This window comes from Microcoleus sp. CAWBG27 (genome assembly GCF_020883145.1).
Classification (GTDB): Bacteria; Cyanobacteriota; Cyanobacteriia; order Cyanobacteriales; family Microcoleaceae; genus Microcoleus.
The window spans coordinates 16,312-40,823 of record NZ_JAHREU010000047.1; the positions used below are offsets into that span (position 1 = coordinate 16,312).

At 45.4% G+C, this 24,512-nt stretch carries 20 protein-coding genes; 7 read left to right on the forward strand and 13 right to left on the reverse strand.

Annotated elements, in window-relative coordinates; genetic code table 11:
* Positions 1–15: 15 nt before the first annotated feature.
* The 3 genes from QZ938_RS22535 to QZ938_RS22545 form a co-directional block, all read right to left on the reverse strand.
* The gene (locus QZ938_RS22535; RefSeq protein WP_293353476.1) at positions 16–1,191 is read right to left on the reverse strand and encodes a DNA cytosine methyltransferase; all 1,176 of its coding nucleotides are present in this window, start codon (positions 1,189–1,191) and stop codon (positions 16–18) included.
* Between the two features lie 49 nt (positions 1,192–1,240).
* Positions 1,241–2,077 (reverse strand): TdeIII family type II restriction endonuclease, encoded by an 837-nt coding sequence (locus QZ938_RS22540; RefSeq protein ID WP_293145479.1) that lies wholly within the window; start codon positions 2,075–2,077, stop codon positions 1,241–1,243.
* Positions 2,078–2,202: 125 nt separating this feature from the next.
* Positions 2,203–5,412: a glycoside hydrolase family 15 protein gene (locus QZ938_RS22545; RefSeq protein ID WP_293353475.1), complete on the reverse strand. Its 3,210-nt coding sequence runs from the start codon at positions 5,410–5,412 to the stop codon at positions 2,203–2,205.
* 111 nt (positions 5,413–5,523) lie between these two features.
* Here QZ938_RS22545 and QZ938_RS22550 point away from each other — a divergent pair, with 111 nt between their 5' ends.
* From QZ938_RS22550 to QZ938_RS22560, 3 genes are all read left to right on the forward strand, one after another.
* The gene (locus QZ938_RS22550) at positions 5,524–5,661 is read left to right on the forward strand and encodes a hypothetical protein (RefSeq protein WP_293245697.1); all 138 of its coding nucleotides are present in this window, start codon (positions 5,524–5,526) and stop codon (positions 5,659–5,661) included.
* 233 nt (positions 5,662–5,894) lie between these two features.
* Positions 5,895–6,626: a WecB/TagA/CpsF family glycosyltransferase gene (locus tag QZ938_RS22555; RefSeq protein WP_293145490.1), complete on the forward strand. Its 732-nt coding sequence runs from the start codon at positions 5,895–5,897 to the stop codon at positions 6,624–6,626.
* Between the two features lie 146 nt (positions 6,627–6,772).
* Positions 6,773–6,994 carry a hypothetical protein gene (locus QZ938_RS22560; protein WP_293145493.1) on the forward strand — a complete coding sequence of 74 codons (222 nt, stop codon included), beginning with the start codon at positions 6,773–6,775 and terminating at the stop codon, positions 6,992–6,994.
* 189 nt (positions 6,995–7,183) lie between these two features.
* Here the strand turns inward: QZ938_RS22560 and QZ938_RS22565 are convergent, their stop codons facing one another.
* The 8 genes from QZ938_RS22565 to QZ938_RS22600 form a co-directional block, all read right to left on the reverse strand.
* Positions 7,184–7,606: a hypothetical protein gene (locus QZ938_RS22565; protein ID WP_293145496.1), complete on the reverse strand. Its 423-nt coding sequence runs from the start codon at positions 7,604–7,606 to the stop codon at positions 7,184–7,186.
* A gap of 108 nt (positions 7,607–7,714) precedes the next feature.
* Positions 7,715–8,740 carry a phosphotransferase gene (locus QZ938_RS22570; protein WP_293145498.1) on the reverse strand — a complete coding sequence of 342 codons (1,026 nt, stop codon included), beginning with the start codon at positions 8,738–8,740 and terminating at the stop codon, positions 7,715–7,717.
* Between the two features lie 939 nt (positions 8,741–9,679).
* A complete protein-coding gene (locus QZ938_RS22575; RefSeq protein WP_293353474.1) occupies positions 9,680–10,213 on the reverse strand; it encodes a dihydrofolate reductase family protein in 534 nt (177 codons plus the stop codon).
* A 42-nt stretch (positions 10,214–10,255) separates the two neighbouring features.
* On the reverse strand, positions 10,256–10,798 hold the full coding sequence (locus tag QZ938_RS22580) for a GNAT family N-acetyltransferase (RefSeq protein ID WP_293145504.1): 543 nt from the start codon (positions 10,796–10,798) through the stop codon (positions 10,256–10,258).
* A gap of 560 nt (positions 10,799–11,358) precedes the next feature.
* On the reverse strand, positions 11,359–12,030 hold the full coding sequence (locus QZ938_RS22585) for a hypothetical protein (protein ID WP_293145507.1): 672 nt from the start codon (positions 12,028–12,030) through the stop codon (positions 11,359–11,361).
* Positions 12,031–12,300: 270 nt separating this feature from the next.
* Entirely contained in the window at positions 12,301–13,182 is an 882-nt protein-coding gene (locus QZ938_RS22590; protein ID WP_293353473.1) for a GyrI-like domain-containing protein, read from the reverse strand.
* 112 nt (positions 13,183–13,294) lie between these two features.
* A complete protein-coding gene (locus QZ938_RS22595; RefSeq protein ID WP_293353472.1) occupies positions 13,295–13,672 on the reverse strand; it encodes a transcriptional regulator in 378 nt (125 codons plus the stop codon).
* Positions 13,673–13,686: 14 nt separating this feature from the next.
* Positions 13,687–13,980: a type II toxin-antitoxin system HigB family toxin gene (locus tag QZ938_RS22600; RefSeq protein WP_293353471.1), complete on the reverse strand. Its 294-nt coding sequence runs from the start codon at positions 13,978–13,980 to the stop codon at positions 13,687–13,689.
* A gap of 26 nt (positions 13,981–14,006) precedes the next feature.
* Between QZ938_RS22600 and QZ938_RS22605 the strand changes: the two genes are divergently transcribed.
* The 3 genes from QZ938_RS22605 (at position 14,007) to QZ938_RS22615 (ending at position 18,353) form a co-directional block, all read left to right on the forward strand.
* A complete protein-coding gene (locus QZ938_RS22605) occupies positions 14,007–14,225 on the forward strand; it encodes a hypothetical protein (protein ID WP_293353470.1) in 219 nt (72 codons plus the stop codon).
* A 219-nt stretch (positions 14,226–14,444) separates the two neighbouring features.
* Positions 14,445–17,201 carry a type I DNA topoisomerase gene (topA, locus tag QZ938_RS22610; RefSeq protein WP_293353468.1) on the forward strand — a complete coding sequence of 919 codons (2,757 nt, stop codon included), beginning with the start codon at positions 14,445–14,447 and terminating at the stop codon, positions 17,199–17,201.
* 204 nt (positions 17,202–17,405) lie between these two features.
* Complete coding sequence (locus QZ938_RS22615; RefSeq protein WP_293353466.1) at positions 17,406–18,353, forward strand: hypothetical protein; 948 nt, start codon at positions 17,406–17,408, stop codon at positions 18,351–18,353.
* Positions 18,354–18,749: 396 nt separating this feature from the next.
* Here QZ938_RS22615 and QZ938_RS22620 read toward each other — a convergent pair whose 3' ends face one another.
* Complete coding sequence (locus QZ938_RS22620; RefSeq protein WP_293353464.1) at positions 18,750–19,298, reverse strand: stationary phase growth adaptation protein; 549 nt, start codon at positions 19,296–19,298, stop codon at positions 18,750–18,752.
* 208 nt (positions 19,299–19,506) lie between these two features.
* Here QZ938_RS22620 and QZ938_RS22625 point away from each other — a divergent pair, with 208 nt between their 5' ends.
* On the forward strand, positions 19,507–20,382 hold the full coding sequence (locus tag QZ938_RS22625) for an Rpn family recombination-promoting nuclease/putative transposase (RefSeq protein WP_293353462.1): 876 nt from the start codon (positions 19,507–19,509) through the stop codon (positions 20,380–20,382).
* 183 nt (positions 20,383–20,565) lie between these two features.
* On the opposite strand, the gene QZ938_RS22630 is transcribed toward QZ938_RS22625, so the two are convergent.
* Positions 20,566–24,396: a phytase gene (locus QZ938_RS22630; protein WP_293353460.1), complete on the reverse strand. Its 3,831-nt coding sequence runs from the start codon at positions 24,394–24,396 to the stop codon at positions 20,566–20,568.
* Between the last annotated feature and the right edge of the window lie 116 nt (positions 24,397–24,512).

Below are 24,512 nucleotides of genomic sequence, written 5' to 3' on the forward strand. Positions count from 1 at the left end.
GGTTTTAAATATCAGTTAATTAAAGAGAGAAAGTTGTTTAATTATTTCTCGCCCTTGCACTCGATCGCCCTTAATTACCTGACAAAGGTACTTACCGATCGCCTCTGCCAATAATACCGGAACTGCATTCCCAATTTGCCGATATTTAGAAGCAGTCGATCCATAAAAAACCCAATCATCTGGAAACGTTTGAATTCGCGCGCACTCCCTGACACTCAAAGGACGCAATTCATCAGGATGACACATATCTGTAGCCTTTTGATGGGGACTCGTTGTGACAGTAGGTGACGGTTTATCCCATGCCAAGCGCCGATAAAAACCAACTTTGCCGCCTTCAGATTTATAAGCTCCTCCCATTGCTTCTTGCTTTAATTCGCTGGGTAAATCCCTCCAGTTTTGACCTGCTGTTAATAGGCGCAGATACTTGAGGCGACTTTCTGAGTAGTGGGTAAATTCTGGCCCAGAGTCTACTAAATCCTTTAATCCTTCTCTAAGCGTCAGCCATTTTGTTTTTTTACCAGTACCTTTCTGACTGTGAGTTGGCAGCGGCAAAGTAACTGAATCATCACCTTTATAACCAATAAAAATTACTCTTTCTCTAGCTTGAGGAACGCCGTAGTCAGCAGTATTGAGCAGATCGTACACAACTTCATAACCAATGCGTTTCATCTCTGCCAAAATCACTTGTAAAGCAGCACCAGGCATCTCATCAGGTTCTAATTGCGCGCAACCTAAACCTCTACGATCGTGAGGTCGATGTCGAATCGGAGCTGACAGCAATCCCTTAACATTTTCCATGATAAAAAAGCGCGGTTTAATTTCATCCACAATGCGTATGAAATCCATAAATAAGCTGCCGCGCGGATCGCCTACAGACCCCCGTTTTCCGGCTGTACTGAAGGGTTGGCACGGGGGGCCACCAGTCACTAAATCTACTTCGTCAGCGCGCAGAGGTCTATCTAAACCAAAGATTTGTCCGCCTTCTTCTAAGAGAGTTTTGGCGCTGACTTCGCAAATATCTCTCGGTATAGCGCATGGGGATAAGTGAGGACGATTTAGAGAGATTGTTTTGGTAGCATCAGGTTCGATTTCTACTAAACTTACTGTCTGAAATCCTGCTTTTTCTAGACCTAAATCTAAACCGTATGCTCCAGCAAAGAGGCTAATAGTTATCGGTTTGTTCTTAATCAAAGCTTTAAGCCTCAAGACTAGATATTGCTGGAATGAAAATTGTACTTTACTAAAATCCAAAAGCAAGAGCATCAAGCATATGCTTACCCTTCTCCCGCCCGACTTCTTGATATATATCCAAAAGTTCTTCGTAAGCAGTCTCTCCCCCTATAATATTCCAAAACTCATGTCCCATAATGACAGCTTGTTCAAAGGGCGTATACTTCCTGGCCACTGACCATTTATAATCTGAACGATTTGGCCCATAAGGATTGTAAGCCATAGCATAATAAGATTGAGCATCGGGGCGAGACTGCCCGCACAGTAAATGATATCTCAGCAGGCGTTGAATTACCTCCAAACATTGTCCTTTGTTGGGTTTTGACCCTTTAATTTCAAAGAAAAATTTCCTCCCGTCATGGGATAGCACGTACAAATCTGCTTTGACCGATCGCCTCACTAAATGGTTAGTTTTTTGAGCCTCAAGAACAGCTTCTATCATTTTCTCAAAACCAGGTTTAGTTACATTCTTGTCTGCTGACTGTTCAAATAGCGCTATCTGACGCTCAATTTCATTGACAGCCTCTATGCTAACTTCGCCAGAAATTTCATAGCTTCGATGGGCCTCTTTGTGATGTTCCAACGCAATAAGCTTCGCACATTCTTCATAGGTTGTACTCAAGCGGCTGAAACCTATTTCAAACTCGTTAATCCGCAGCAACTCTGACGGGACGATCGCAGCCTGTAGTAGTTCCGATTGTTCTGTAGAGGATGGGGAAGATAAATATGCTGCTGGAATATCAAGTTTTGGTATTAGCCGTCCTCTGTATTCATTGACAAGATTTTCGATGAAAACCTCTAAGTATGCTTTGATTATGACGCGGGTAGTAGAGCTAATGGCTGACATTATTTTACTGCAAATATTCTGTTGACTAGACTTGTGAGAAAAGTGCAATAGGTTTGTAGTGAGGACTTTAGTCCTTGCTGATGACTTGGCGAAGAAAGGACTGAAGTCCTTACTACAAACTCAATCTATCCAAACGTCGTCAAAAATCGGAAAGCATCGAGCACGTGACTCGCACAAACGTAGGGCGAAGTATTGTAAAAACCTTGCCACGCCGCCGCCTTATCTTCGTCGTACTTGTCCGCTCTTTCCGGGTATTTTCCCTGCCAATTCAGCCTCACTGCGTGACCGACTAATACATCTAAAACAATGTATTCTTCTACTTTCAATTCTGGGTTGCGCTGGGCGATCGCAGATAATTCCATCAGCGCTTCAATATTGACTTGCCGATATTCTGGGGCGACAATCTTGTTCAGCAAATGCTCGATTTGCAGCGCGAAATTCTTTTCACCAGGGGTCATTTCTGATAAAATAAGTTCGCTATCTAACCGATTGCGACGCTCTAATTTATCGCCAATAATCAAGCCTTTACAGTGCCGCAGCAGTCCCCAAACACTCGGATAAAAATCCTTCGGTACGCGATTGACTGCGCCTTCCATTTGCCGCTTGCGACGCCATCCTCCCGCAGGCATTTGTGGTTCTTCCGAAACTGGTGCGACTACCCATTCAATATCTTTTTCCGGCTGTTTGACGCGCAAAGATTCTTGCTCTTTGAGGATTTGATTCATTTCCTCATATTCTGTCAACACTTGGCGCAGGCGATTTTTGATTTCAAAGGGACTTAGCTGCATTAAATGTTCGTAAGCTTCATTTTGCGTAACTCCCAATTCGCGGGCTAATTCGCTGGTTAACAACAAAATAAAGTAGCTAACTCTCAGTGTCAGCAAACCTTTAAATAACTGCGGTTCGGCTTTAATTAGGACGCTGAGATAGATAATAACTTCTTGGGTGAGAACTCGATCGCGAACATCTTCTCCGCAGAATTCCCGAATTTTATCCATCACTTCCATGTAAGAACCAGGCCGCGAAATCACCGAATCTTCGCTGTAGGCTTTCCCGACAGCAATTTGTTTTTGTCTGACCAAAATATCTGTCACCGCATCTGACAAGCTGATATCAACTTTGTCGAGCAAACCTGCGGCATAGCGGATGACTGCCCATTGGATTTTTGATTGCGAACTTTCTCCCGCTTTTGTATAAACTTCGTTGAGCAAATCCACAACTTTTACTGTTGCTTCAGCACCCCCAAATCCTGTATCGAAATTTAGTCCTTTGAGTCGGATCAATGTGTGCAGCAGCTCTATTTGTTCGTACAAGTTCTCTGAACCGCGCAGGCTGGCGAGCAGCAATTTAGTATTTGTTTCGCACTCTAGTTTAAATTCTTGCGTGTGACCCAAAGGCCAAGTTTTTTCGGGATTGTAACCTAGATAGCTGCGGGTTTCGATTGCACCTGTTACCGGAGATTCGGTGAATTCAAAATCGTGCATGAAATCAATTCTTTCCGTACCCGCAGTCAGCATTAACTGGTTGAGATTTCCGAGTTTAACTGGCGTGTTTTTGCAGTGTCCGTCCCGGAGTTCTTTCATCAAGTCTAACAACGCTTCTCGGCCGGTTTCTAGCATCGCATGAGTTAACATTAGCGTTACTGTGGGGCGTCCCAACTGATACCAGTGGCGGTGAATGTGAGCGATTTCACTTTGGATTTTAGATACTAGAAAATGGTAGTCTAGAGTTAGGTAAAATTCTTCTCTGTCCAAAAATGAGGGGAGAAATACGATCGCCTCTCCGCGAATTTTGAACGCTCGGGAAGTGGTCAAACTCCGCAAACGGCGCACGGGGCGACCGGTTAAGCCTAGGGGATCGTTGCGTCCAATCTCCGCGTAAATAGCGGATAATTCCTTAGTCTGGCGGACTTGAATTGGTGCTACCTGCTTGGGCGTTTGGGCTGCAATGCCGTTAGCTGCTAATTCTGCTTGCAAATCTTCGTCTTCAGCTAACAGGGCAATTTGGACTAAAGGTTCTCTTTGCTGGCCGACTGACAGATGCCTTCCTAGCGGGTCAATATCGCCCACTGCAATTAATTTCTCGTTCAGCAATTGACCGAGAAAATATAAACTTTGCGCCCAAACTAGGGGAACATTTTCGTTGGGCAAGCGCTTCTGGCTGCGGGGATTTAATTTTTCGGCTTCTATATTTACGCTAGGGACGTAGTACAATTCTGGTAGGAGCGGTAAACCAGCGCGATCGACTGCCAGAGATGCCAGACGCTGCTGGTACTCTTCGACTTGGGCTTGATTTCCCTCAAATATACCGTCCAAGAGCAGATAAGTGAAAAATAGCGGCCACTCGCATTCTATATTCTCGAACTGCTTTAATTCTGTCGGTTCGTAATGCAGGCGATCGGCATCTTCTAAAACTGTTTGGTGTCCGTCCCGCAGAAACCGCTTGCAGCCGTAATTTCCCTGCAATTTGTCAATAATTTTATTGCGAGTCCGTGCTACTAATTCTTTGTCTTCCACAGCAAAAGCAGGAAAACTAATCACGCTCAATAAAGCAGCATCTACTTCTTTTGAACTAGATTCGCGAGGCAAAAGCGATTCCAAAGTGATGCGGCTTCTAGCAATTTCATCCGGCAAAACGTGAATTACTGATGCTTGACAACCGTTAACTCCGAACAAATCCAATCCATTTATTGCTTCCAGCGCTGCTTTTGCCATGCCAACAGAACTGGCATTTAATTCGGCATTACCGCGATTAATTTTATGACCTCTTTCCCAAATCCCGTAATCGGGCGTGCGGTAAGCTCTACCGATGTAGTAAACTAAATTTTGGACAAAATTGACTTCATCGATTGTAAAAACTATATGCAATCCCGAAGCCGTCATTTGAGCAAGAATCAACAAAAATATAGATGTAGCATCTAACTGCAAATGTCCCCACTCGTCATCGCCCACAACAATATTTCCGGTTTGAGTATTGTATTTAGCGTGCAGGGCATCTAGGGGCAATTGAGTATTTTTAAAACGTTCGACTTTGTTTGCTTGCTGCATCATGGCAAACATTAAGCCGCGCATTAGTTTGACTGTGCTGTGTTCTAGTTCAAATGTTCTACCGCGATCGCCATCAATTTTGCGGTAAGCTAAACCCAAACCCCAAACTGCCAAAATGCTGTACACGTTGTCGCGCACCCAGGCATCGGTGTAGTCGCCGTGGGCGTTAACGGCGGTACTCGCCGGCAGCAAACCGGTTATTGGGTTCTGGCGTTTGAGGATGACGGTTTTGATTTGCTGGTAGTAATAATCTAACCGGATTTGCCGCTGGGTTGTTGCGATCGCCATTTCGTTTTCCTTAGTTTTCCTGATGCGAGCCGAATTGCGGTGAATAGACTTTTAAATATATCAGAGTTTCTATCATTTCTCAAGTTCTGCAAACATAACAAGGTAATTGCCATGTCTAGCCGCAACAACAATAACAACAGCGTTCCTTTGGTAAAAATTGTCTACTCTACAGTGAAAATTAATGGTAAAATTGAACTCGTGCCGATGGAATGGTACGCTGACGGCTCTGTAAAGAAAATTGAACGCTAAGGGGCGATTCACGAAGAGGGATAGCTTCGCACGCGCGTAATTTAGACCACAACTCTAACTCAGTGACGCATTGCGTCTCGTACAAAACCCGGTTTATCGGCCACGGAATGATGACTTAACAGACTTTTGGTGGCAAAAATCGGGTTTTGGACGTTCAAGACTTGTGTAGGAGCGATCGCCAAACTAAGCTAATTTAAACAACTAGGTATGTAGGAATCTCAAAGTAAAGAAATATGGATCGATCGCGCCTGCAATTCTCAGTCCTGGGGCTACCAGTTCACATATTAGACGATTATGCAGGTTGGCTGATAGAGCGCCTGCATCAAGGGTTAGGCACTCACGTCGTGACGCTGAATGCTGAAATGGCAATGCAAGCCGAGCAAAACCCGGCTTTAGCCGATGTAATTCGTTCTGCGGAGCTCGTGATACCCGACGGTTCTGGAGTAGTGCTGTATTTGCGAATGCGCGGCAAATCCGCACAGCGGTTTCCGGGGATTGAACTAGCAGAATCGCTGCTGCAACAGGCCGGAAAATTGCCGAATTCCGAACCGATATTTTTCTTTGGAGGTGCGCCCGGAGTCACGGCGAAGGCGGCGGAAAGTTGGCAGCAAAAAGTTAATCGATTGTCGATTTCTGCTCAACACGGCTATCTTTCTGCTGAGGAAGAAACAGAATTCTGTGAAAGCCTCAAACAAATGCAGCCAAAAATCATTTTTGTCGGCTTGGGAGTGCCGCGCCAAGAGTTTTGGATTGCTGAACACCGCCACCTTTGCCCGCAGTCAATTTGGGTGGGAGTTGGCGGCAGTTTTGATATTTGGGCGGGAACAAAAGACCGCGCACCGGCGTGGTTTTGCGACAATCATTTAGAATGGTTGTACCGGCTTTATCAAGAACCTTGGCGCTGGCGCCGGATGTTGGCTTTGCCACAATTTGCATTGAAAGCTTTAGGCGATTTGCGAGCTTAAAATTTCCCAGTTGAATCGGGTTTGCGGGTGTTATGGCTGATATTTGCGATCGCCCGCGAACCCGTCTCTACAATAATTGTGGTAAATAACCTCATGAATAAAGCCTAGACTTCTTTACAAATCAACCGTTTGATTTTCGTGCTTAAATGTCAACTGTCAACTGTCAACTGTCAACTGTCAACTGTCAACTGTCAACCAACGATTGGCAGAATCTCGATCGATCTGCCAGAGCCAGATTGTACCTAATTGAGAATGAGCAACATCGGACACAAACCGCATCCCCACCTTCTGCAATACCCGATTGCGGTATGTTTCATTTAACGATCGGCAACAAGGTAAAATTTAGATCTAACTATCCCGCCTACTAAACGCAGGCAATTTTCCAGAATGTCATAACTAAAGCGTACATCTTATCGAGCCATTTGCTCGATCGCCATTATAAATCACGCTGTTTTCATATTGTGCAAAGCCTCATTTCACAATACTTTTCCAATCAGTAGTTTTGCTTCAGAATCATCCAGCTAGAACTTTTCCTGCACTATTAACCTGTTGTCTGGTTAGTAAAACATGGTGCGAACCTGCCATAAATACCAGGCCGCCCACAGCGAGAACATCGCAAACGGCGAAAATAGCAGAGTGCCAAAACGAATAGACTTGGCATTCAGTTCGCGCATCAGAATGAAGGTAAAAGAGTACCAATAAAGCACGTTTGCCATTTGTGCCGCTAGCCAACCAATATCGCTGCCATTGTAAAGCCAAAAACAACCCACAATCAACAGAGGTACAGACCATAAAAGATCCGCAACTCCCAACCCGTAAGTCACGATTAAATCAACACGTTCTGCTTCTGTCTCGACAACCGATGGACGGGGCAGCCGGAGGAAAGCAAATATCCAGAAACCCAAGTGCAGTAAGGCTGCAATCCCATTCACCGTTGCAATCAGCCTGATTCCAAAATCTGTGATTTCTTGATTTTGCATTGCTGTGGAAATCAATGTGCTACCCCTTAATCGGGATCTATGGAACTGTTTTGCTCTCCAGAGATGGAATCTGAATTCACAGAGTTAGGTTGCGAACATCATATCTTATTATGCCATTTTCTCGATCGCTCTTACAAATCGCGCTGTTTTCATATTGTGCAAAGCCTCGTTCAACAATACTTTACCAAACAATAGTTTCCCTTCATAGGAATTGAGCGAAATTTCACCAGCCCCAACTTGCCAGCAAAATTGTCTGTAACCAGGCGTATCCATGTTGCTATCATGGACGAAATTGGGAGGACGCAACGCCGCAGCAAACTTCATAAACGGCAGTGCGTAGAAAATGTGACAAATTTGCTGCATCAGGAAAAAGCGATCGCGCTTGCAGTCGTCCAGTGCGTCACCGAAGTATGCCTTGAGATAGATGTTTTCCTGCTTTTCGGTAGTCACAAAGCTATTGGCAACGATCGCCAAATCCACATAGCGATCGCTCCCAAAGGCTCCCTCCCAATCAATAACCCAGAATTTATTGCCATCAAAAAGAATGTTGTGTGGGTTCAAATCGTTGTGACTTGAGACTAAATGGCGATCGTGACGCGGATAAACCATCTGGATTTCTGAGTAATATTTGAAAACTTCTGCTGTTGCAGTTTTTGGCAATATTTTTGAATCCTTAAACTCCCGAATCAAACCGTCAATGCCATCCATGAAATTCACGAATTTTGGAAAAAGCGAGATAGCATGAATCGATTCAATCATTTTTGCGAATTCTGTCAGCAAATCATCTCGCGAGCCAACATATTTTGACAAAGGCACAGCTTCGATAAAGTCGGTAATTGCTAAAGCATCTTCCGTGCTGAAATAATAAACCTGTGGTGAAATGCCAGCTTCTGCGGCCAAATTCATGCAAGCATATTGCCGAACTGGATCGCTGAGGGCATCGACCTGCATAATCAGCCTTAATACATAAGCTTTACCACGCACGATAATTTTATAAACAAGCGCCGAGGAGAACCCTCCAGTTAGAAGCTGGATACTTTCGACGTTTCTGGTATTAAAAGCAGTTTGAATTGCTGTTTCAACTGCTTCGAGTTTTGCTTCTGGGATCGATGATTTCAAAGTAGAGTTTGGCATAAAATCCTCAACGAATTTACATTCCTGGAAAACAACTTTGACAACCGTACCCTTCACCCCTTAAAATGCGATTGAGTTGACCATTTTGTATTCCTAGAACTCAAAGCTAGTGCCTTCATACTCAGAGCGCGTTTGACAATAACTTTGTCGGTGCCATTACCATCGATCTCAATTGTTCCAAGCAAGCTGTAGGGCAGCACCCAAGGAAACTCATAACAGCCTGAGTGTTTTCAAGCCGTTAACCATACCGCTGGAAATCCGATTCGATTGCGAGATTTTGATGCGGTTGCATCACTGACATTTTCCTGTCTCACCTTACCAAATATTCCTGGTAATCAGTCTCAATTGAGACGATCGCCTAAATAGATATAATCATCGTCCTCATGTAGTACAAATTTTTTGTTAACAATACCAGTAATGGGGGTTTTACTAAATCTCAACATTCCCTATCGATATTAGGCAAGCTCTTCTTTTTAAGCAACAGGAGATTGGGATTGATAGCAGGACTGATGCCTTCTAAAATTCTCCAATTTCTCTGACGCTTATTTTATGAGGCTTTGGGTAGATCTTTCTGTAGCAGGCTTAGCAAATTATCAAAAATTTCTGTTTTTCTTGCTACTGAAGACTTTTTCCAGATTTAAATCATAAATTGATATTAGAATAAATCAGCCCTGGGATAGATACACATTTGACTGATAGCAATCACGGGACTTCGCCGGCTTTCATCAAACTTCTGGTTGTGGACAGAGGTTTGGAATTTACCTGATTGCTGCTGTTCTGGCACTCAAAGTTGTTGTTAACCGTCGCTATCCCGATGCAATTGGTACGCATCTAATCATTTTAAAGCTAGACATCACTCGACAAATAGAACCTGTACTGATTTACCAGCAGAATTCAATGCGAACTTTGCCCTGTGAGAGCTTCCTTTGTATGTCTTTTTTATTGACTTTTATATTTGGTGTATCTTACTTGAACTAATTCGGTGGGATACTTCTGTACTTCTATTAACTTTAATTTCATCTCCATGGGAGATGGCAAGAATAAGGGAATTCCTTCGCCTAACACGATCGGTGCGATGGACAGAATATATTCATCAATCAGTTGACATTGGAGGAATGAGGCGATTAATTCGGCACCTCCAACTAGCCAAATTCGTTTGAGTCCTTGCAACTCCATTTCGTGCAGAAATCGATCGGGAGTTGCGGAGGTAAATAACACATCATCGCGATCGGGCGATCGGCTTTGCTGGGTAAAAACGTAGCATGGCTTGCCGGAATGCGGCCACTCGCCAAAGCTCAACACCTGTTCGTAGGTTTTGCGGCCCATAGCCAATCCATCAATTGCCTGATAAAACTCACCATACCCGTGGTCAGTTTCGTGCGTCTCAAAAGCTGTAAGCCAATCAATACTACCGTCTTTACGGGCAATATAACCGTCCAGACTGGTTGCGATATAAAGTACGATTTTTGTCATTCACTAACCTCCTTTCCAGGGCGATGCTTGTGCAAGAACAAGTTATTCAGCGTTCTTCTGATTACTGGGATGCCAATCTGCCCGGTTCAGGCGATAAACAAAACAGTCATCCTCGCCGAAACGTCGCGGTTCAACAAATTGAAAGCCAAGACGTTCGTAGAAGCGGTGGGCGCGGGTATTGCTAGCAAGTGGATCGATGAGTACAGCCGTCACAGCAGAGTCGGCGAAACATCGAGTCAGTGCAAGCTGCATCATTTGTGTGCCGTAGCCTTTGCCCAAATCTGTCTCTTCTCCAATCCAGATATCGATCGCCCGTAGATTCGGTTCGCAATCGCCCCAGTAGTGACTATCCTCAAGTGCTGGATCGATAATCTGGATAAATCCGATCGCACGGCCATCAATTTCAGCAATTAATTGCTCCCTCCAGTCAGGAGTGCGATCGAGTTCTATTTCCCAACCCCAATCATCGTTAGGATCTGCATTAACTACATGAGCTTGTTCATCCCAATATTGTAGCACAGGCAAATCAGCGGAGGTGGCCGGGCGGAGGTTCAACATCATTTTATCTACCTTTATTTTTGGCATATTTTTAGCACTGACCCAATAATATATTAACAGATCAAAATCGGCGGAGGTGGCAGGGTGTACGTCAATCGTCGCTGCTTGCGTTGATTTTGAAAGTTCGTTTTCAACTGCTTCGGTTGAGGTTAAATGAGGTTAAATAGGGATGTGACAAATAGCTTCGATGTTATGTCCATCTGGAGTTCAAATAAAAGCGGTTGCTGTGGGTATGGAGGAATTGGCGCGAGGATTGCGATCGATGACTGGGGAATCGATAAAAAATGTATAGCGGTTCTCAGAAAGGTGAGGTACGTTGTTGGGCTTCAGCCCTCTGAGTTTAGTGGTTTTGTAAGCTGTCAGTCATACCTCATCTTTTTGAGAAAGGCTATAACAGTTAATGGTAAAATTATCCTGGCCGCAATTGCCTGAACTGCCAGTCAATTTTATTTTTAATCGAATGATACTCTCGAGACTACAACGGTTATTTTACAACTAAATCAACAGTCTCTACAATGGCAATCGTTACAATATTTTTGTCATACATAAAATCGCTTTCAGCTATAGGAGTAGGTTGCCGATTCACGCTACCAACTAATAATCAGCGGCAATCCAGGTCGGAAATCTAGCAGTTTTCCCTGCACTTCTCCATCAAAACCAAGTTCCACAAAATACTCGGTTCCGAGTCGTAACTTGACCTGATTTGTATCAATTACTGCTTGCAGTTCTGGTGAGGGATTATTCGCAGCAGGACTGACTAATTCTACACGACTAATTTCGCGGAAGCCAACACCGTGATTCAGGGGCTGTAATTTCTCAGCAGAGGATGAATCTGGACGTTTTCCCCAGGGAATTTGGAACAGCATCGGCTCAGTTAAATTATCACTATTTGTGGCTACCGCGATACTGATTGTTTCAGGTAAATAGGGCGGACGATATGCCCAACTAGAAAATGCTACAGTGTCCTCAGAACCTGTGGTTGAACGCAAACAGATGCCGAAGGGACAGGCGCCATTATTGCGATTTGTCGATCGCTCCCAAAGACGAGTCCGATAAATAGGCTCAGATTGCGCCTCGTCTGGATCGCGCACCCACAACAGTTCCAACATGGCGTTATGGAAAAAGAAACAGCGATTAGTGGTACCTTGTCCAGCGTGAATGCGAGACGAGCCCTCGACTAAACCGAATGATAATAGGCGATCGGCGATCGGGGCACCAATATCAGTTAAAATGAAGATATGGTCGAATTCAAATGCCATAAAAGTTATGTGTTAAATCGGATTAAACTACTTTACTTGTAGAGTGTGTCGCTATGAATAATATCAAATCCGGTAGCATCGGAATTATTCATCTCTCTCTTCTTTCTCTGCGCCCTCTGCGTTCTCTGCGGTTAAATCATTCCGATATAATCCCTAACAAAGATCGACAATCTCATAGCGACGCACCAGAATCATTCAAAAACAATTGTGAATCCAATACCCAAATATATTGCCACAAATATTTTGGATACTGGTATTAGTTAGACTCAACTACTCCAGAGGCAGAAACAAGTCAGTAATCGCCTCAGATTCTGGTACATCTGGAAAAAGACTGACTCTCTCAAAATATAGCGGAAAGTCTCGCAGCTCTTCACCACTTTGTGGCAACCATTCGGAGTAAAGATATCTTACTGCTGCACCAAGATTGTCGTTAGAACCAGTATACCGCAGTACGGCACAACGACCTCCAGGGATAATTTTTCCAATCACCCCGAATGAGTTGTTTGTAAAATTACGATCCGTGGCTGCACAAATATCCAGGCGATAGTCTTCCGGCGCGGTTTCCGCTGGATTGTCGTAGACAATGTTAAAAGTTTTGCTCACCTTGGGAGGCAGATTATTTTGCTTGCGCCACTCGATGAATTTGCGGACAGAATTACCGATTAGTTGCGGATCTCCCCGATGTTCGAGGGCTGCAACTTTTGTTTCTGGGAAGATGACGATTTTGACTTGTTCAGCGGATGTATCGGATTTCATGTGTTGGTTCCTCAGTTCGCTTAATTGTTGGTAAGTGGCGTGCCAATTTTCCCATTGCGGCTGCTTTCTGAATTCAGAAGGAGTTTGTGCTATGCTCTTCTTGAATGCACGAGCAAAGGCTTCAGGACTTTCGTAGCCACTCGTGAGGGCGATATCGACGATTGGGCGATCGCGAAATGCGAGCTGATAAGAGGCGCGCTTCAAGCGATTTAACTGGACGTATTTGTATACGCCGATTCCTAAAAACTCAGAAAATTGTCGGTGAAAATGATATTTCGAGAACGCAGCAACAATACTGAGTTTATCTACACTGAGATTTTCTTCCAGATTTGAATCAATGTACTCAAGTAATTGCAGAAATCGAGAGCGATAGGCGTCAAAAGCTTTTACATTCACAAAATATCCTCCTTGGCTATCTCAAGGTTATCTCTCGATCCTGACTAAAGCCTGACAGAAATTGCTGAATTTGCGGTGCAGACGAAATTCGATCCGCAGTAAACAAAAATACTTAAGCAGGGGTTTGTACCGATTGATATGGCTGGATCAAAATTTCAGCCGGCACCCCGAGTTCTTGATGCAACTTCCGAATCATCTCCAAGGTTAGAGAACGTTTGCGAGATAGCACTTCAGAGACTCTAGCTTGACTGCCAAGACATACCTCTAAATCATGACGAGACCATCCACGGGTATCCATATAATATTGAATTGCTGCGATTGGATCTGGTATTTCAATGGGGAAGTTTGCCTTCTCATAAGCTTCCACTAAGGTACTGAGGATATCTAATCGATCGCATTCTGGGGTATTGGGGGCTGCATCAAACAGTGATTCAATTGATCGCAGGGCTTCCTGATAATCTGTTTCTGTTTTAATTGGGTGTAATTCCATACATCAACCTCTGTTTAGATAGTTTCCGCATCTACTTTGTCATACTCGGCATGAGTGCCAATAAATCTTATAAAAATAATCCCAATGTCATAACGAATTGCCACAATCAGTCGATAGGTATTGCCTTTGATATTAAAAACTACACGATTGTTAGCAATAATGCTGGCATTACGATGAGCAGTTTTAATATCGGCTGGACTCTGCCAATCCGCCTGAGATGCTTCGTAGTACCAAGTTTTCAGTGCTTCTTCAACATCTGGATGAAACTCCCAGAAGTCTCTTAGGGTGCTGCGGGACAAGATACGCATAGTGTTTATAATAACGCGCTCCCAAAATGGTATCAAGAATTAGTCCACAATATCTGATGTTAGCTGGTGAGTGCGATCGACTATTGGACAAATTCTCGATCGCATTTCAAGTCTTTGTCGTGGGGAAACCATCAAATCTTGCCCAATCTCAAATCTACAATCTCAAATCTACAACAGAGGAACCATCCGCCCGCATCCAACAGTCTCAGCATCCAGTTACCGCCAATTCTGCTAGAGTCAGGTGAGAGACATTCCGTGCATCTTGCAGAGACAAGGGTTCCCGGTCTTTGCCCCAAAAGCAGTAAAATCCCATCAGCTTGTGACCTGCAACCCGATCGGCAGTAACTTAAACATTAAGGTAATTTGAAATCATCCCCTAAAGTTCCCCTAAGTCTTGACATCCGACCTACACTCTGTAAATTAGACACTCTAACTGCGCCGCCATCCATATATAAAAAGATGCCATGTCAACTTTAGTCATCGTCGAATCTCCCACCAAAGCCCGTACCATTCGTAACTTCCTGCCCTCTACGTACCGGGTAGAGGCATCTATGGGCCACGTGCGCGACCTCCCATCCTCCGCCGAAGAAATACCAGAAGCCGTTAAAGGTGAAAAATGGGCGCAACTCGGCGTCAACGTGGAGGCAGACTTTGAACCCCTCTATGTTGTCCCCAAAGATAAAAAGAAAATTGTTAAAGAACTCAAAGACGCGCTAAAAGAAGCTACAGAACTGATTCTAGCCACTGACGAAGACCGGGAAGGCGAAAGCATTTCCTGGCATTTGCTGCAAATCCTCAAACCCAAAGTTCCCATCAAGCGGATGGTGTTTCACGAAATCACCCGCGAAGCTATCCGCGACGCCCTAACTCACTGCCGCGATATCGACAATCGAGTGGTACAGGCCCAGGAAACTCGCCGAATTCTCGATCGACTCGTCGGATACACTCTCTCTCCGCTACTGTGGAAGAAAATCGCCTGGGGTTTGTCCGCAGGGCGAGTCCAGTCAGTCGCAGTACGCCTGTTGGTACGCCGGGAACGGGAACGCCGCGCTTTCCGCCAAGGTAGCTACTGGGATTTGAAAGCAACTTTGACCCCCCCTACCCCCCTTGGTAAGGGGGGACAGGGGGGTGCCTTTGATGCCAAACTCGTGACAGTCGGGAATGTAAAAGTTGCCAACGGTAGCGATTTCGATGAAAATACCGGACAAATTACCGCAGGCCGCCGCGTACTGTTGCTGAACGAAGAACAGGCGCGGGCTTTACTCTCCCGCATTCAAAACAAGCCTTGGACTGTCGGGAATATCGAAGAACGGCCAGTCACCCGCAAACCGTCGCCGCCGTTTACGACCTCGACTTTACAGCAGGAAGCTAACCGCAAGCTGAGGCTGGGTGCGCGGGAAACCATGCGAATCGCCCAAAGTTTGTACGAACGCGGTTTTATCACCTATATGCGGACGGATTCGGTGCATTTGTCCGAACAGGCAATTACCGCCGCCCGCAGTTGCGTGCAAGAACTGTACGGTAGCGAATACCTCAGCCCCCAACCGCGCAAATACACCACCAAAAGTAAAGGCGCCCAGGAAGCCCACGAAGCTATCCGTCCCGCCGGCAGCACTTTTCGGACGCCGCAGCAAACCGGGCTAGATGGCGTTGACTTCCGCCTCTACGATTTGATTTGGAAGCGGACTGTCGCTTCTCAAATGGCGGATTCGCGCCAAACTCACGTCACGGTATTAACTCAGGTAGAAGATGCCGGTTTCCGTTCCAGCGGGAAACGCATTGATTTTCCGGGCTTTTTGCGCGCCTACGTGGAAGGTTCCGATGACCCGAATGCGGCGCTGGAAGACCAAGAGGTGATTTTGCCGGCGCTGAAGGTGGGGGATAAACCTAATTGCAAGGATTTGGAGGCTGTTGGACACGAAACTCAACCTCCCGCCCGCTACACCGAGGCTTCTCTGGTGAAGATGCTCGAAAGCGAGGGTGTGGGCCGTCCGAGTACCTATGCGAGTATTATCGGTACAATTGTCGATCGAGGATACGCGAAATTAATAGCTAACGCGCTAATTCCGACCTTCACCGCTTTTGCTGTCACCACTTTATTAGAAACACATTTCCCCGACTTAGTAGACACGGGTTTTACTTCCCGCATGGAACAAACCCTGGATGAAATTGCCACCGGCGAGGCGAAATGGCTGCCGTATTTGCAAAAGTTTTATACAGGGGAAATGGGACTCGCAACCCAAGTTAAGGAACAGGAAAGTCAGATAGACGCCAAAGTTGCCCGAACTGTGATATTGGAGAATATCACAGCCAAAGTTTGCATCGGTAAATACGGCGCTTACCTCGAATCTGAAAACGAAGAAGGCCAGGTAAAAGCATCGATTCCCCAAGATTTGACTCCGGCAGATTTAGACCCAGAAAAAGTTGAATTTCTGTTAAAGCAAAAGACGGAAGGCCCGGAAAAATTGGGTTTGCATCCGGACACTGGGGAACCGATTTATGTGCTGATTGGCAATTACGGCCCCTATGTTCAGTTGGGGGATGTTTCGGAAACGAACAAGAAACCGAAGCGTTCTTCTTTACCGAAGGGGACGGATAAGGATAGTGTGACGGTTGATATGGCGGTGAGTTTGTTGACTCTACCTCGCCTGTTGGGCACTCACCCGGAAACGGGGGCGAAGGTGCAGGCTAATTTGGGGATGTACGGCCCTTATGTGGTGCACGACCAGGGTAAGGTTGGTAAGGATTATCGATCGATCAAGGTTCCTGATGATGTTTTGACTATAACGCTCGATCGGGCTTTAGAAATGTTAGCGCAACCGAAAGCCGTTCGAGGAAGCAAATCAACGACACCATTAAAGGAATTGGGCGCGCATCCAGAATCGGGAGAAATGCTGAATGTTTACGATGGCCGTTATGGGCCCTACGTCAAACACGGGGATATCAATGCGTCTTTGGCTAAGGATGAATCTGTGGAGAATTTCACCTTACAAAAAGCATTGGATTTGTTAGCAGCGAAGGAAGCAGCGGGCGGCGGCAAATCTAGCAAGTCGAAGAAGTCAACGAAGACTACGGCGGCGAAGTCGGAAACGGCGGCTAAGAAAACAACTACTGCGAAGAAAACCACTGCGGCGAAGTCGGAAACTGCGGCGAAGAAAACAACTACTGCTAAAAAGGCGACGACTGCGACAAAGACTAAGAAAGAAACTAAGTCAAGTTAGTTTAGTTTTCACTCATCCCAGAAACCCGGTTTGCACAGGGGGAATGTCCCCAAGAATGTCCCCAAGTGCGATCGGGTTTTGAGATAGGTCGCGATCGCAACTGGAGACAAAAGATACGGTACTTTGCGATAATCTTAGGTGTTGAGTCCGCATTTGTATGTTAATATTTAGTTGGGTCTAGAATATTATAGGAGATAGGATAGAGTGGCACATATAAATTTCATTTCTGATCTTCATGAAGTGATTACCCAAAAACTTTCCAGGCTAGGGCATCCTCCAGCACCCGAAGAAGATATTGATAAACTTTTGATACGATCTCTTAACTTGGCGCGGAGAGTACCACCAATTATTGAATGGACTGTGATGCAGTCTAACGAGTTGACAAGAAAATCTCTTATGCCGGAGATTAGATTAGGTTTGGAGCAATTCATCCAGAAAGCGGAGTCTGGGCAAAACTTAAAACCTCATCTTAGTAAAAAGAGCGATGATCCAGACTACAAAGACCTTATGTTTTCCGATTGGGAAATCTTTCACTTCCATTTAGGCACTAACTCTAATCCCAATCATGTTGAACGAACAGGCGATCTCTTATTTGCTATTGCAGATTCCAATACGGCAAGGATGTATTTAATCGATATCCATCCACATCGTGGAGGATTTACCGATCAAAACTTACTGAAAATTGTCCAAGATAATTGGGCGGAAATTCTCGCTCCACACACTTTAAACTGTGTTACTGAGATAGATTCTAATTACTCTGATAATGATATTGATATTTTTCGGAAAGCTGGTATAATTCCTATCCTTCAAATTCCTGATGGTTCCGTCTTGGGGCCTAGGGGACAAGGAATCGCAACTGATGGAACTAGCATACTCAACGAAAAATATGCAGACAGTATAAAAACCGATGTTTGTCAGCTACAGGAATCGTTTACTCAGCCAAACTATGGTGTAGCCACTCACTTCAAAAGTAGATATGGAGAAAATTGGGAGGAGCTGACATTTAAAGTTATATCTTTTGAAACACGAAGGGAAATAATGGAAATAAAAGAGATGACAACAGGCGAAGTTGTCCAGTTTCCTGAGTTCAGTATACCACTAGCAAAGCTACTCACTAAACTGGAAGAGTTAAGGCAAGAAGAGGATTCATAAGTCGAGACAGCATGATTATTCAGTAACCTAACAAATCGCTATTCGATCGCCCAAGGTCGATCGCACCAACCCCCTATCAATAACCGGACGTTGGTCTCAAATCTCCTCCTAGGCCAGAAAGGTCATAGGCGCGATCGACCAAACCAAAAAACTGCGGTAATCCAGAAATAGAAAGCGTACCATACCGTAAATTGCCCACACTGGAAAATTTTAATACTTTTCTTGAGTAAAAATTGACATAGATCCAAACCATGAACTATATTAGAGAAAAGGATGCAGCAGACATGATCTAATCATGACATCCCGTTACCCATGAGGTCGAGGAATTCCGGTAAAGACGTTCTGAATACCAAGATTTATATTTTGGCGAAGGCTCCTTAAGGAGCCTTTGTTATTTTAGGGCTTCGGTAATTCCTTATTCTGCAATAACTTTTTGGCTATGACGAAAAAGCCAACTTTTTCAACTTTACCTATGCCTTCGTATATAGGATAAGCACTGTGTATATGTAATCTCAACCTTTTACTTTCTCTGAATGCTGCAAAAGCAACGAAATAATCAACCTCAATACCGTTTGAATCTACAATTTTAACGATTGCAAATTTTCCATACCCAGCGTGACAAACTAAGGTTTCCTTCTCGCCCAATGACTCGACAATACTTGGTAATTGCCTTGAGAGTTGATATCTATCAAAATTAAACGTTCTGGACTCTCTCGGCCCATTGTACATCAATAGCTGTGATTCTTCGCTAGAAATATCATCAGAATCTTTAGTAAAACAATGTAAACCATAAGTTACTATAAATTTGTATGTGATTATATTTTTTTTGTCTTTTTTGTCAACATACTCAATCCAGCGAGCATTAAGATGCGATAAATCATAAACTTCACCATTAAATATAAAATTTTTCCATAATGTAACTTCTTGGACGGTATTAAACTTCATGCTTATAAAATAGAATTTATGCGATTTATGAATTAGCTATATATTTGCTATTATAGTAGTGTAAACGAGCGATGTGTGAAATTTTGATGATTTTATTGAGTAGAACTTGACTCGACCTTTTAATAAAATTTGGATAGAGGCCGATCGCATATTTTGCGCGAACCATTATGCAGTAGCATTAATTTGTCTCTTTCTTTGCACATCTTTCATGCGGCGGGATTCAATATTCTACAAACTTTTCGGACAAGCGCCCACTTTGCTGTTCGATCTACTAGCGACAACTCCAGCAAATGCTGCCAATTATCGCTTTGACTCGGTTGCAGTCAAAGAACCTAAGTTTGAAATAGACGGCGTATTTTTGCCCCCAGAATCTGAAGAACCGGGCATTGTCTATTTTTGTGAAGTTCAGTTTCAGAAAGACGAACAGCTTTACGAACGATTGTTTGGCGAATCGTTTTTATACTTTTACCGCAATCGCAGTCGTTACAGCGATTGGCAAGCTGTAGTGATTTATCCATCACGCAGCGTCGAACAAAGCGATGTTTATCCTTATCGAGCTTTGCTCAACAGCAATCAAGTGCATCGGGTGTGCTTGGATGAGTTGGGGGATATTCGCGCTTTGCCTTTAGGGATTGCGCTGATGGTGTTGACGACTGTCGGGGAGACTCAAGCACCAGCAGAAGCAAGATATTTGCTGAGCCGAGTGCAGCAAGAAGTTCCACCAGCAGCAGGTCGTGACATAATAGACCTATTAGCTACTATTTTGTCGTACAAATTTACATCGTTGAGTCGAGCTGAGGTGGAATCAATGTTGGGAATTACATTGCAGGAAACGAGATTCTATCAAGAAGCTAAGGCAGAAGGCCGGCAGGAAGGACGGCAGGAAGGGCGGCAGGCAGAAGCCTGTGCCCTGATTGTCCGACAATTAACCCGTCGGTTGCGGCAAGAAATTTCTGAGGAAATGCGATCGCGCCTTGCTAATCTGCCCTTGCTGGTGCTTGAAGATTTGAGTGAGGCGCTGTTGGATTTTGCTACTCTGGCGGATTTGGAGGCTTGGTTGGAGGTGCAGCATTCGGAAAGATAAGAATTTAAGGACGAACAAAATGCCCATCCCACAAGAAAAAAAGATTTGTGTGGGATGGGCATTTTGCCCGTCTTAGCTATTTTTGCGAGAGGTCTGTGATTTGATTGATGACAGACAAGGTTGCCAGATATTATATTGACCGATCGCTCTTTTTACTCAAAAAGCGCGATCGGCAAAACGGTATTAGATCAGGATTGGGGTGAAATCAGTCGAGGCGATCGCACTTGGAATCACGCCTTTGAGAGTTGCTAACAGCCGATCGCTATTTGCAAGGCGGATTAATGTGTCGCTGCCACTAGCAGTAATACTTAATTGGTTAAAGGCCAAACCGCCAGACAATCCAATTAAATCTTGACCTTTTCTGAAGTCAAGAATTAGATCGCTTGACTGATTGCCTACTAACACAAAAGTGTCATTACCACTGCCACCCGTTAGCGTATCATCGCCAGCACCGCCGTACAGCAAATCATTGCCAGCGCCACCGGTGAGGATGTCATTGCCCTTGCCGCCGTACAGCGTATCGTTGCCAGCGCATCCGTCAAGAACATCATTGTCTTTGTCGCCGGATAACCAGTCGTTGCCATCACCGCCACAGAGAGTGTCCTTACCTTCACCGCCAAAGATAGTATCGCGATCGCCTTCACCTAATAATAGATCGTTGTCTTTGCCACCAAAGATAGAATCGCTGCCGCTGCCGCCCAAAATCGTGTCGCTACCTGAGTCGCCACTTAGCCAATCGTTGCCAGCGTCGCCCAGAATGACATCGTTATCTTTGCCACCGTATACTGTGTCGTCGCCCAAGCCAGCAATTATGCGATCGCTGCCACCCAAGCCAAAAAGCTTGTCATTGCCCGCCAAACCGCCGATCGCATCTTTGCGTGCGCTGCCTGCGATCGAGTCGTTGCCAGCAGTCCCGGTGAGACTAACATCAGTCACTAACAAGCTGATGTTACTCAAATCCAAGGTATCGCAGAGGCAAGTATCTATCTCGGGAGTGGGTGTTGGTGTTGGTACAGTCGTCGGTGTTGGTGTGGGTGCAGGTGTTGGTGTTGTTGGTACAGTCGTCGGTGTTGGTGCAGGTGTTGGTGTTGGTGTTGTTGGTACAGTCGTCGGTGTTGGTGCAGGTGTTGGTGCAGGTGTGGGTGCAGGTGTTGGTGTTGATGTTCGTATTGGTGTTGGTGGAATCGGAGGTGTGGGTGTGGGTGCAGGTGTGGGTGCAGGTGTTGGTGTGGGTGCAGGTGTTGGTGTTGGTGCGGGTGTTGGTGCGGGTGTTGGTGTTGACAACGCCGTAACATTCCGAGGATTGAAGCCTGTTGGATCTATGAGTAGCGCTTTAGGGAAACTCGTCGCTACGTTTTGCCACGGCGTCAACTTGAAATTCGTGCTGAAATTCTCGTTTTGACTATCCAAAACCTGCGGATCGTTGAATCCATCTTGAGTCACCAACAAACCGGAGGGGAAGTTAGGGCCTAAAGGCACGTTAACGACATCAGCCCCGTCAGATTGCTGGTTGCTGTCGATCGCACCATTAGTACCGATCGCAAATTCACCAATAAATCCATTACTGCCACCGCGATCGTACACTGCAAACGTGTTGCTTCCCTGGCTGGAGGCGAGAAGATAACCCTTACCGTTTTCTCCGTAATAGATGGTAAGTCCTTCGACATCATCTACCAGTACAGTACCGCCTTGCGCCCGCGTGCGATCGATTAATGTGCCGGTAGAATTGCCAGTCGGTTCGGCCGAGTATTTCCAAATGCCAACATCTTCCTGTCCAATATACAGGAATCCTAATTGTTGGTCGGCAACCATACCTTCGAGTTGAGGCGATCGTCCAGTTGGTACTGCCGGTGGATTAGCTACCGTAAAATTCCGTACTAGCTTAGCACCTACTTGACCGGAAGCAGTTGCAGACAGTTCAAACTGTGCGACATCTCCAGTATTGCGGCGGTTGACAAAAACGTAAGATTTGCCAGTCGTCAGAGAACGGTACGAAGTTAAACCGTAGGCATTACTTTCGTCAGTAGAAGCTGCGGCGCTAAACGTCGGCGTGCGGAAGAGAGTACCAATGCTAGGATCGGTGATATCTTTGAGAGTTTGACCTGGAGTAGCCGCATTGGGATCGATCTGGAAAATAGCTAATTTGTCATTGCGCCGATCGCTAGCGATCGCCAAATCCACCGTGCGATCGCCCAGCTTGAAATTATAAACCACATCAACATTGTTATAGCGAATGCGATCGGTAGCTGAAACCCCAGGATTAATCGACTGCAACAGATTTCCCTGCAAATCGTACACCCGCAACCCAGCATTTTTCGCAGTTGCCACCACTAAACTCTTAGCAGGATCTGTAGGGTGAACGTAAATCGCCGGATCGTCCGCATCTGCCCGCAGTTGTGCCGACACATTCGGATCGTCCAACAGTGGAGGCGTTGTTTCCACCGTTGGTTTTGCCACCCCTACCGGAGTAGCTAAAATTAACTGACCGCCTTCTGCGTGGTTCCCCCGCAAAATTGTAGTGCTAGTTCCCGAATTTCTGATCGTGTGGGCCTGAACGTCAAACAGATAAGAACTTTGGCTGGAGTTCGACCCAAAAGCAACAATCCCAGAAGATTCCCATTCACCGGGCGTGGTGAAGTTATTAAAGTTGGCACCTCCGGCATTTTCGTTAATCTCAAACAGCGGTGACACCGTTCGAGCACCTAAAGCCCGACCATTATTGGCAGCAATATTGTACGACCAGACCCGGCCTTCGCGTTTTTCTGCCTTCATCACCTCACCGCCAAATGCTGTCTCGTCTTCCTGAAGCAAGACATTGCCTTGGGCGTCTACAGCCAGGTTGTCGTAGCTGACACCCTTACCAGGCCCTCCTTCCAGCAACAATTCAAAATTGCTAATTGGGCCCGTCGGATTAGTAGCATTTAAGCTGAAACGATAGAGTTTGCCGTAAGGATTTTCAGCCTGACTGGCGGTAGTCGTTGTAGTGCTTGCTCCGGGCAAATTATTCGTCCCAGTAGTAACAAAGTAGAATGTACCGGGGTTTTTGGGGTCTTCAGCAATGTCTTCCAATCGGCGGAAGTTAGTTGAACGTCCAGAGGCATTCACCCAATTACTCAAGGCTGTACCATCAGAAACCACGCTAGAGTCTACCTCAGTCCAAGTTCCAGTCATCGCGCCAGTTTTGGAAACTTGTCCTTCGTTGTCAATGGTTCCCACACGCAGGACATACAATTTCCCGTTGTTAAACCCGTTGGGGTCAGCAGCGGTTTGATCTCCAACGAACATATAAAGTTCGCCGTCGCTGGAGTCTTCAGTAGAGATCAGAACAGTCTTTTTGCTGGCGTTACCGGCGCGGTACTGAGTGGCAGAAACGACATTTTCTTTAGAATAGCGTCCCAAGCCATTAAGGGCGATCGCAGTTCCATCCGGCCTGACTGCAAAACCACGGCTAGCCGAATCAGTTTCTTCTGGCGCAAACCAAATCGGTGTAGGGTTGCCACTGCTGTCAACAAACCCAGAATCAGCTAAGTATCCCGAACAGAAGCGGCCAAAATTAAAAGTTTCCGGGCCCGTGCTACTTTGGAAGCTGTAGTTTCCGCTGGTTAAATCCAGGGCAAATGTTTTTGCACCGTCTTGAACTCGTTCAATTAAATTCCGACCGCCGATCGCCTTCCAATTTGAGTCAAACTCAAATAAGGAGACTCTGGCACCTTTGATTTTGGAATTTGTTGCTGTGCTAGAAATGTCTGTGGTTGTTGTATTACTTAATTCGTGGTTGACCCAGACATAGAAGTTACCGTTGGGACGTTGTTGAATACCTAAACCATCGGGAATGCCTGTGAAAGCATAGCGATTGGTTGCGTTGGCAGTGTAGCTGCCAAAATTCCCAGTCAATTGGGGAATTTCGTCGCCTACTGTCAAGAGAGGAGTCAGTTTGTAACCTGCACTCAGATTGCTGTCACTGAGATTGTTGACGTAACTAGGGGCGGCGGTATTGCCGTTAATATTAGTCATAGGTTTGCCGATTAGTTCTTAAGAAATTACCTGGAAATTTGGTTCTGAATCTGTGTAGATGCCAGGATTTGACGCCCGCCACATCCAAAAAGCGGGCATATCAATAATCAATATCC

Excerpts from the sequence above, each read along its gene's own strand:
- topA (WP_293353468.1), top strand. The coding sequence starts at position 14,445 with ATGTCAACTTTAGTCATCGTCGAATCTCCCACCAAAGCCCGTACCATT.
- QZ938_RS22565 (WP_293145496.1), bottom strand. The coding sequence starts at position 7,606 with ATGCAAAATCAAGAAATCACAGATTTTGGAATCAGGCTGATTGCAACG.
- QZ938_RS22630 (WP_293353460.1), bottom strand. The coding sequence starts at position 24,396 with ATGACTAATATTAACGGCAATACCGCCGCCCCTAGTTACGTCAACAAT.
- QZ938_RS22540 (WP_293145479.1), bottom strand. The coding sequence starts at position 2,077 with ATGTCAGCCATTAGCTCTACTACCCGCGTCATAATCAAAGCATACTTA.
- QZ938_RS22575 (WP_293353474.1), bottom strand. The coding sequence starts at position 10,213 with ATGACAAAAATCGTACTTTATATCGCAACCAGTCTGGACGGTTATATT.
- QZ938_RS22595 (WP_293353472.1), bottom strand. The coding sequence starts at position 13,672 with ATGGAATTACACCCAATTAAAACAGAAACAGATTATCAGGAAGCCCTG.
- QZ938_RS22560 (WP_293145493.1), top strand. The coding sequence starts at position 6,773 with ATGTCAACTGTCAACTGTCAACTGTCAACTGTCAACTGTCAACTGTCA.
- QZ938_RS22585 (WP_293145507.1), bottom strand. The coding sequence starts at position 12,030 with ATGGCATTTGAATTCGACCATATCTTCATTTTAACTGATATTGGTGCC.
- QZ938_RS22625 (WP_293353462.1), top strand. The coding sequence starts at position 19,507 with ATGCGGCGGGATTCAATATTCTACAAACTTTTCGGACAAGCGCCCACT.
- QZ938_RS22620 (WP_293353464.1), bottom strand. The coding sequence starts at position 19,298 with ATGAAGTTTAATACCGTCCAAGAAGTTACATTATGGAAAAATTTTATA.
- QZ938_RS22545 (WP_293353475.1), bottom strand. The coding sequence starts at position 5,412 with ATGGCGATCGCAACAACCCAGCGGCAAATCCGGTTAGATTATTACTAC.
- QZ938_RS22580 (WP_293145504.1), bottom strand. The coding sequence starts at position 10,798 with ATGCCAAAAATAAAGGTAGATAAAATGATGTTGAACCTCCGCCCGGCC.
- QZ938_RS22555 (WP_293145490.1), top strand. The coding sequence starts at position 5,895 with ATGGATCGATCGCGCCTGCAATTCTCAGTCCTGGGGCTACCAGTTCAC.
- QZ938_RS22600 (WP_293353471.1), bottom strand. The coding sequence starts at position 13,980 with ATGCGTATCTTGTCCCGCAGCACCCTAAGAGACTTCTGGGAGTTTCAT.
- QZ938_RS22605 (WP_293353470.1), top strand. The coding sequence starts at position 14,007 with ATGGTATCAAGAATTAGTCCACAATATCTGATGTTAGCTGGTGAGTGC.
- QZ938_RS22570 (WP_293145498.1), bottom strand. The coding sequence starts at position 8,740 with ATGCCAAACTCTACTTTGAAATCATCGATCCCAGAAGCAAAACTCGAA.
- QZ938_RS22550 (WP_293245697.1), top strand. The coding sequence starts at position 5,524 with ATGTCTAGCCGCAACAACAATAACAACAGCGTTCCTTTGGTAAAAATT.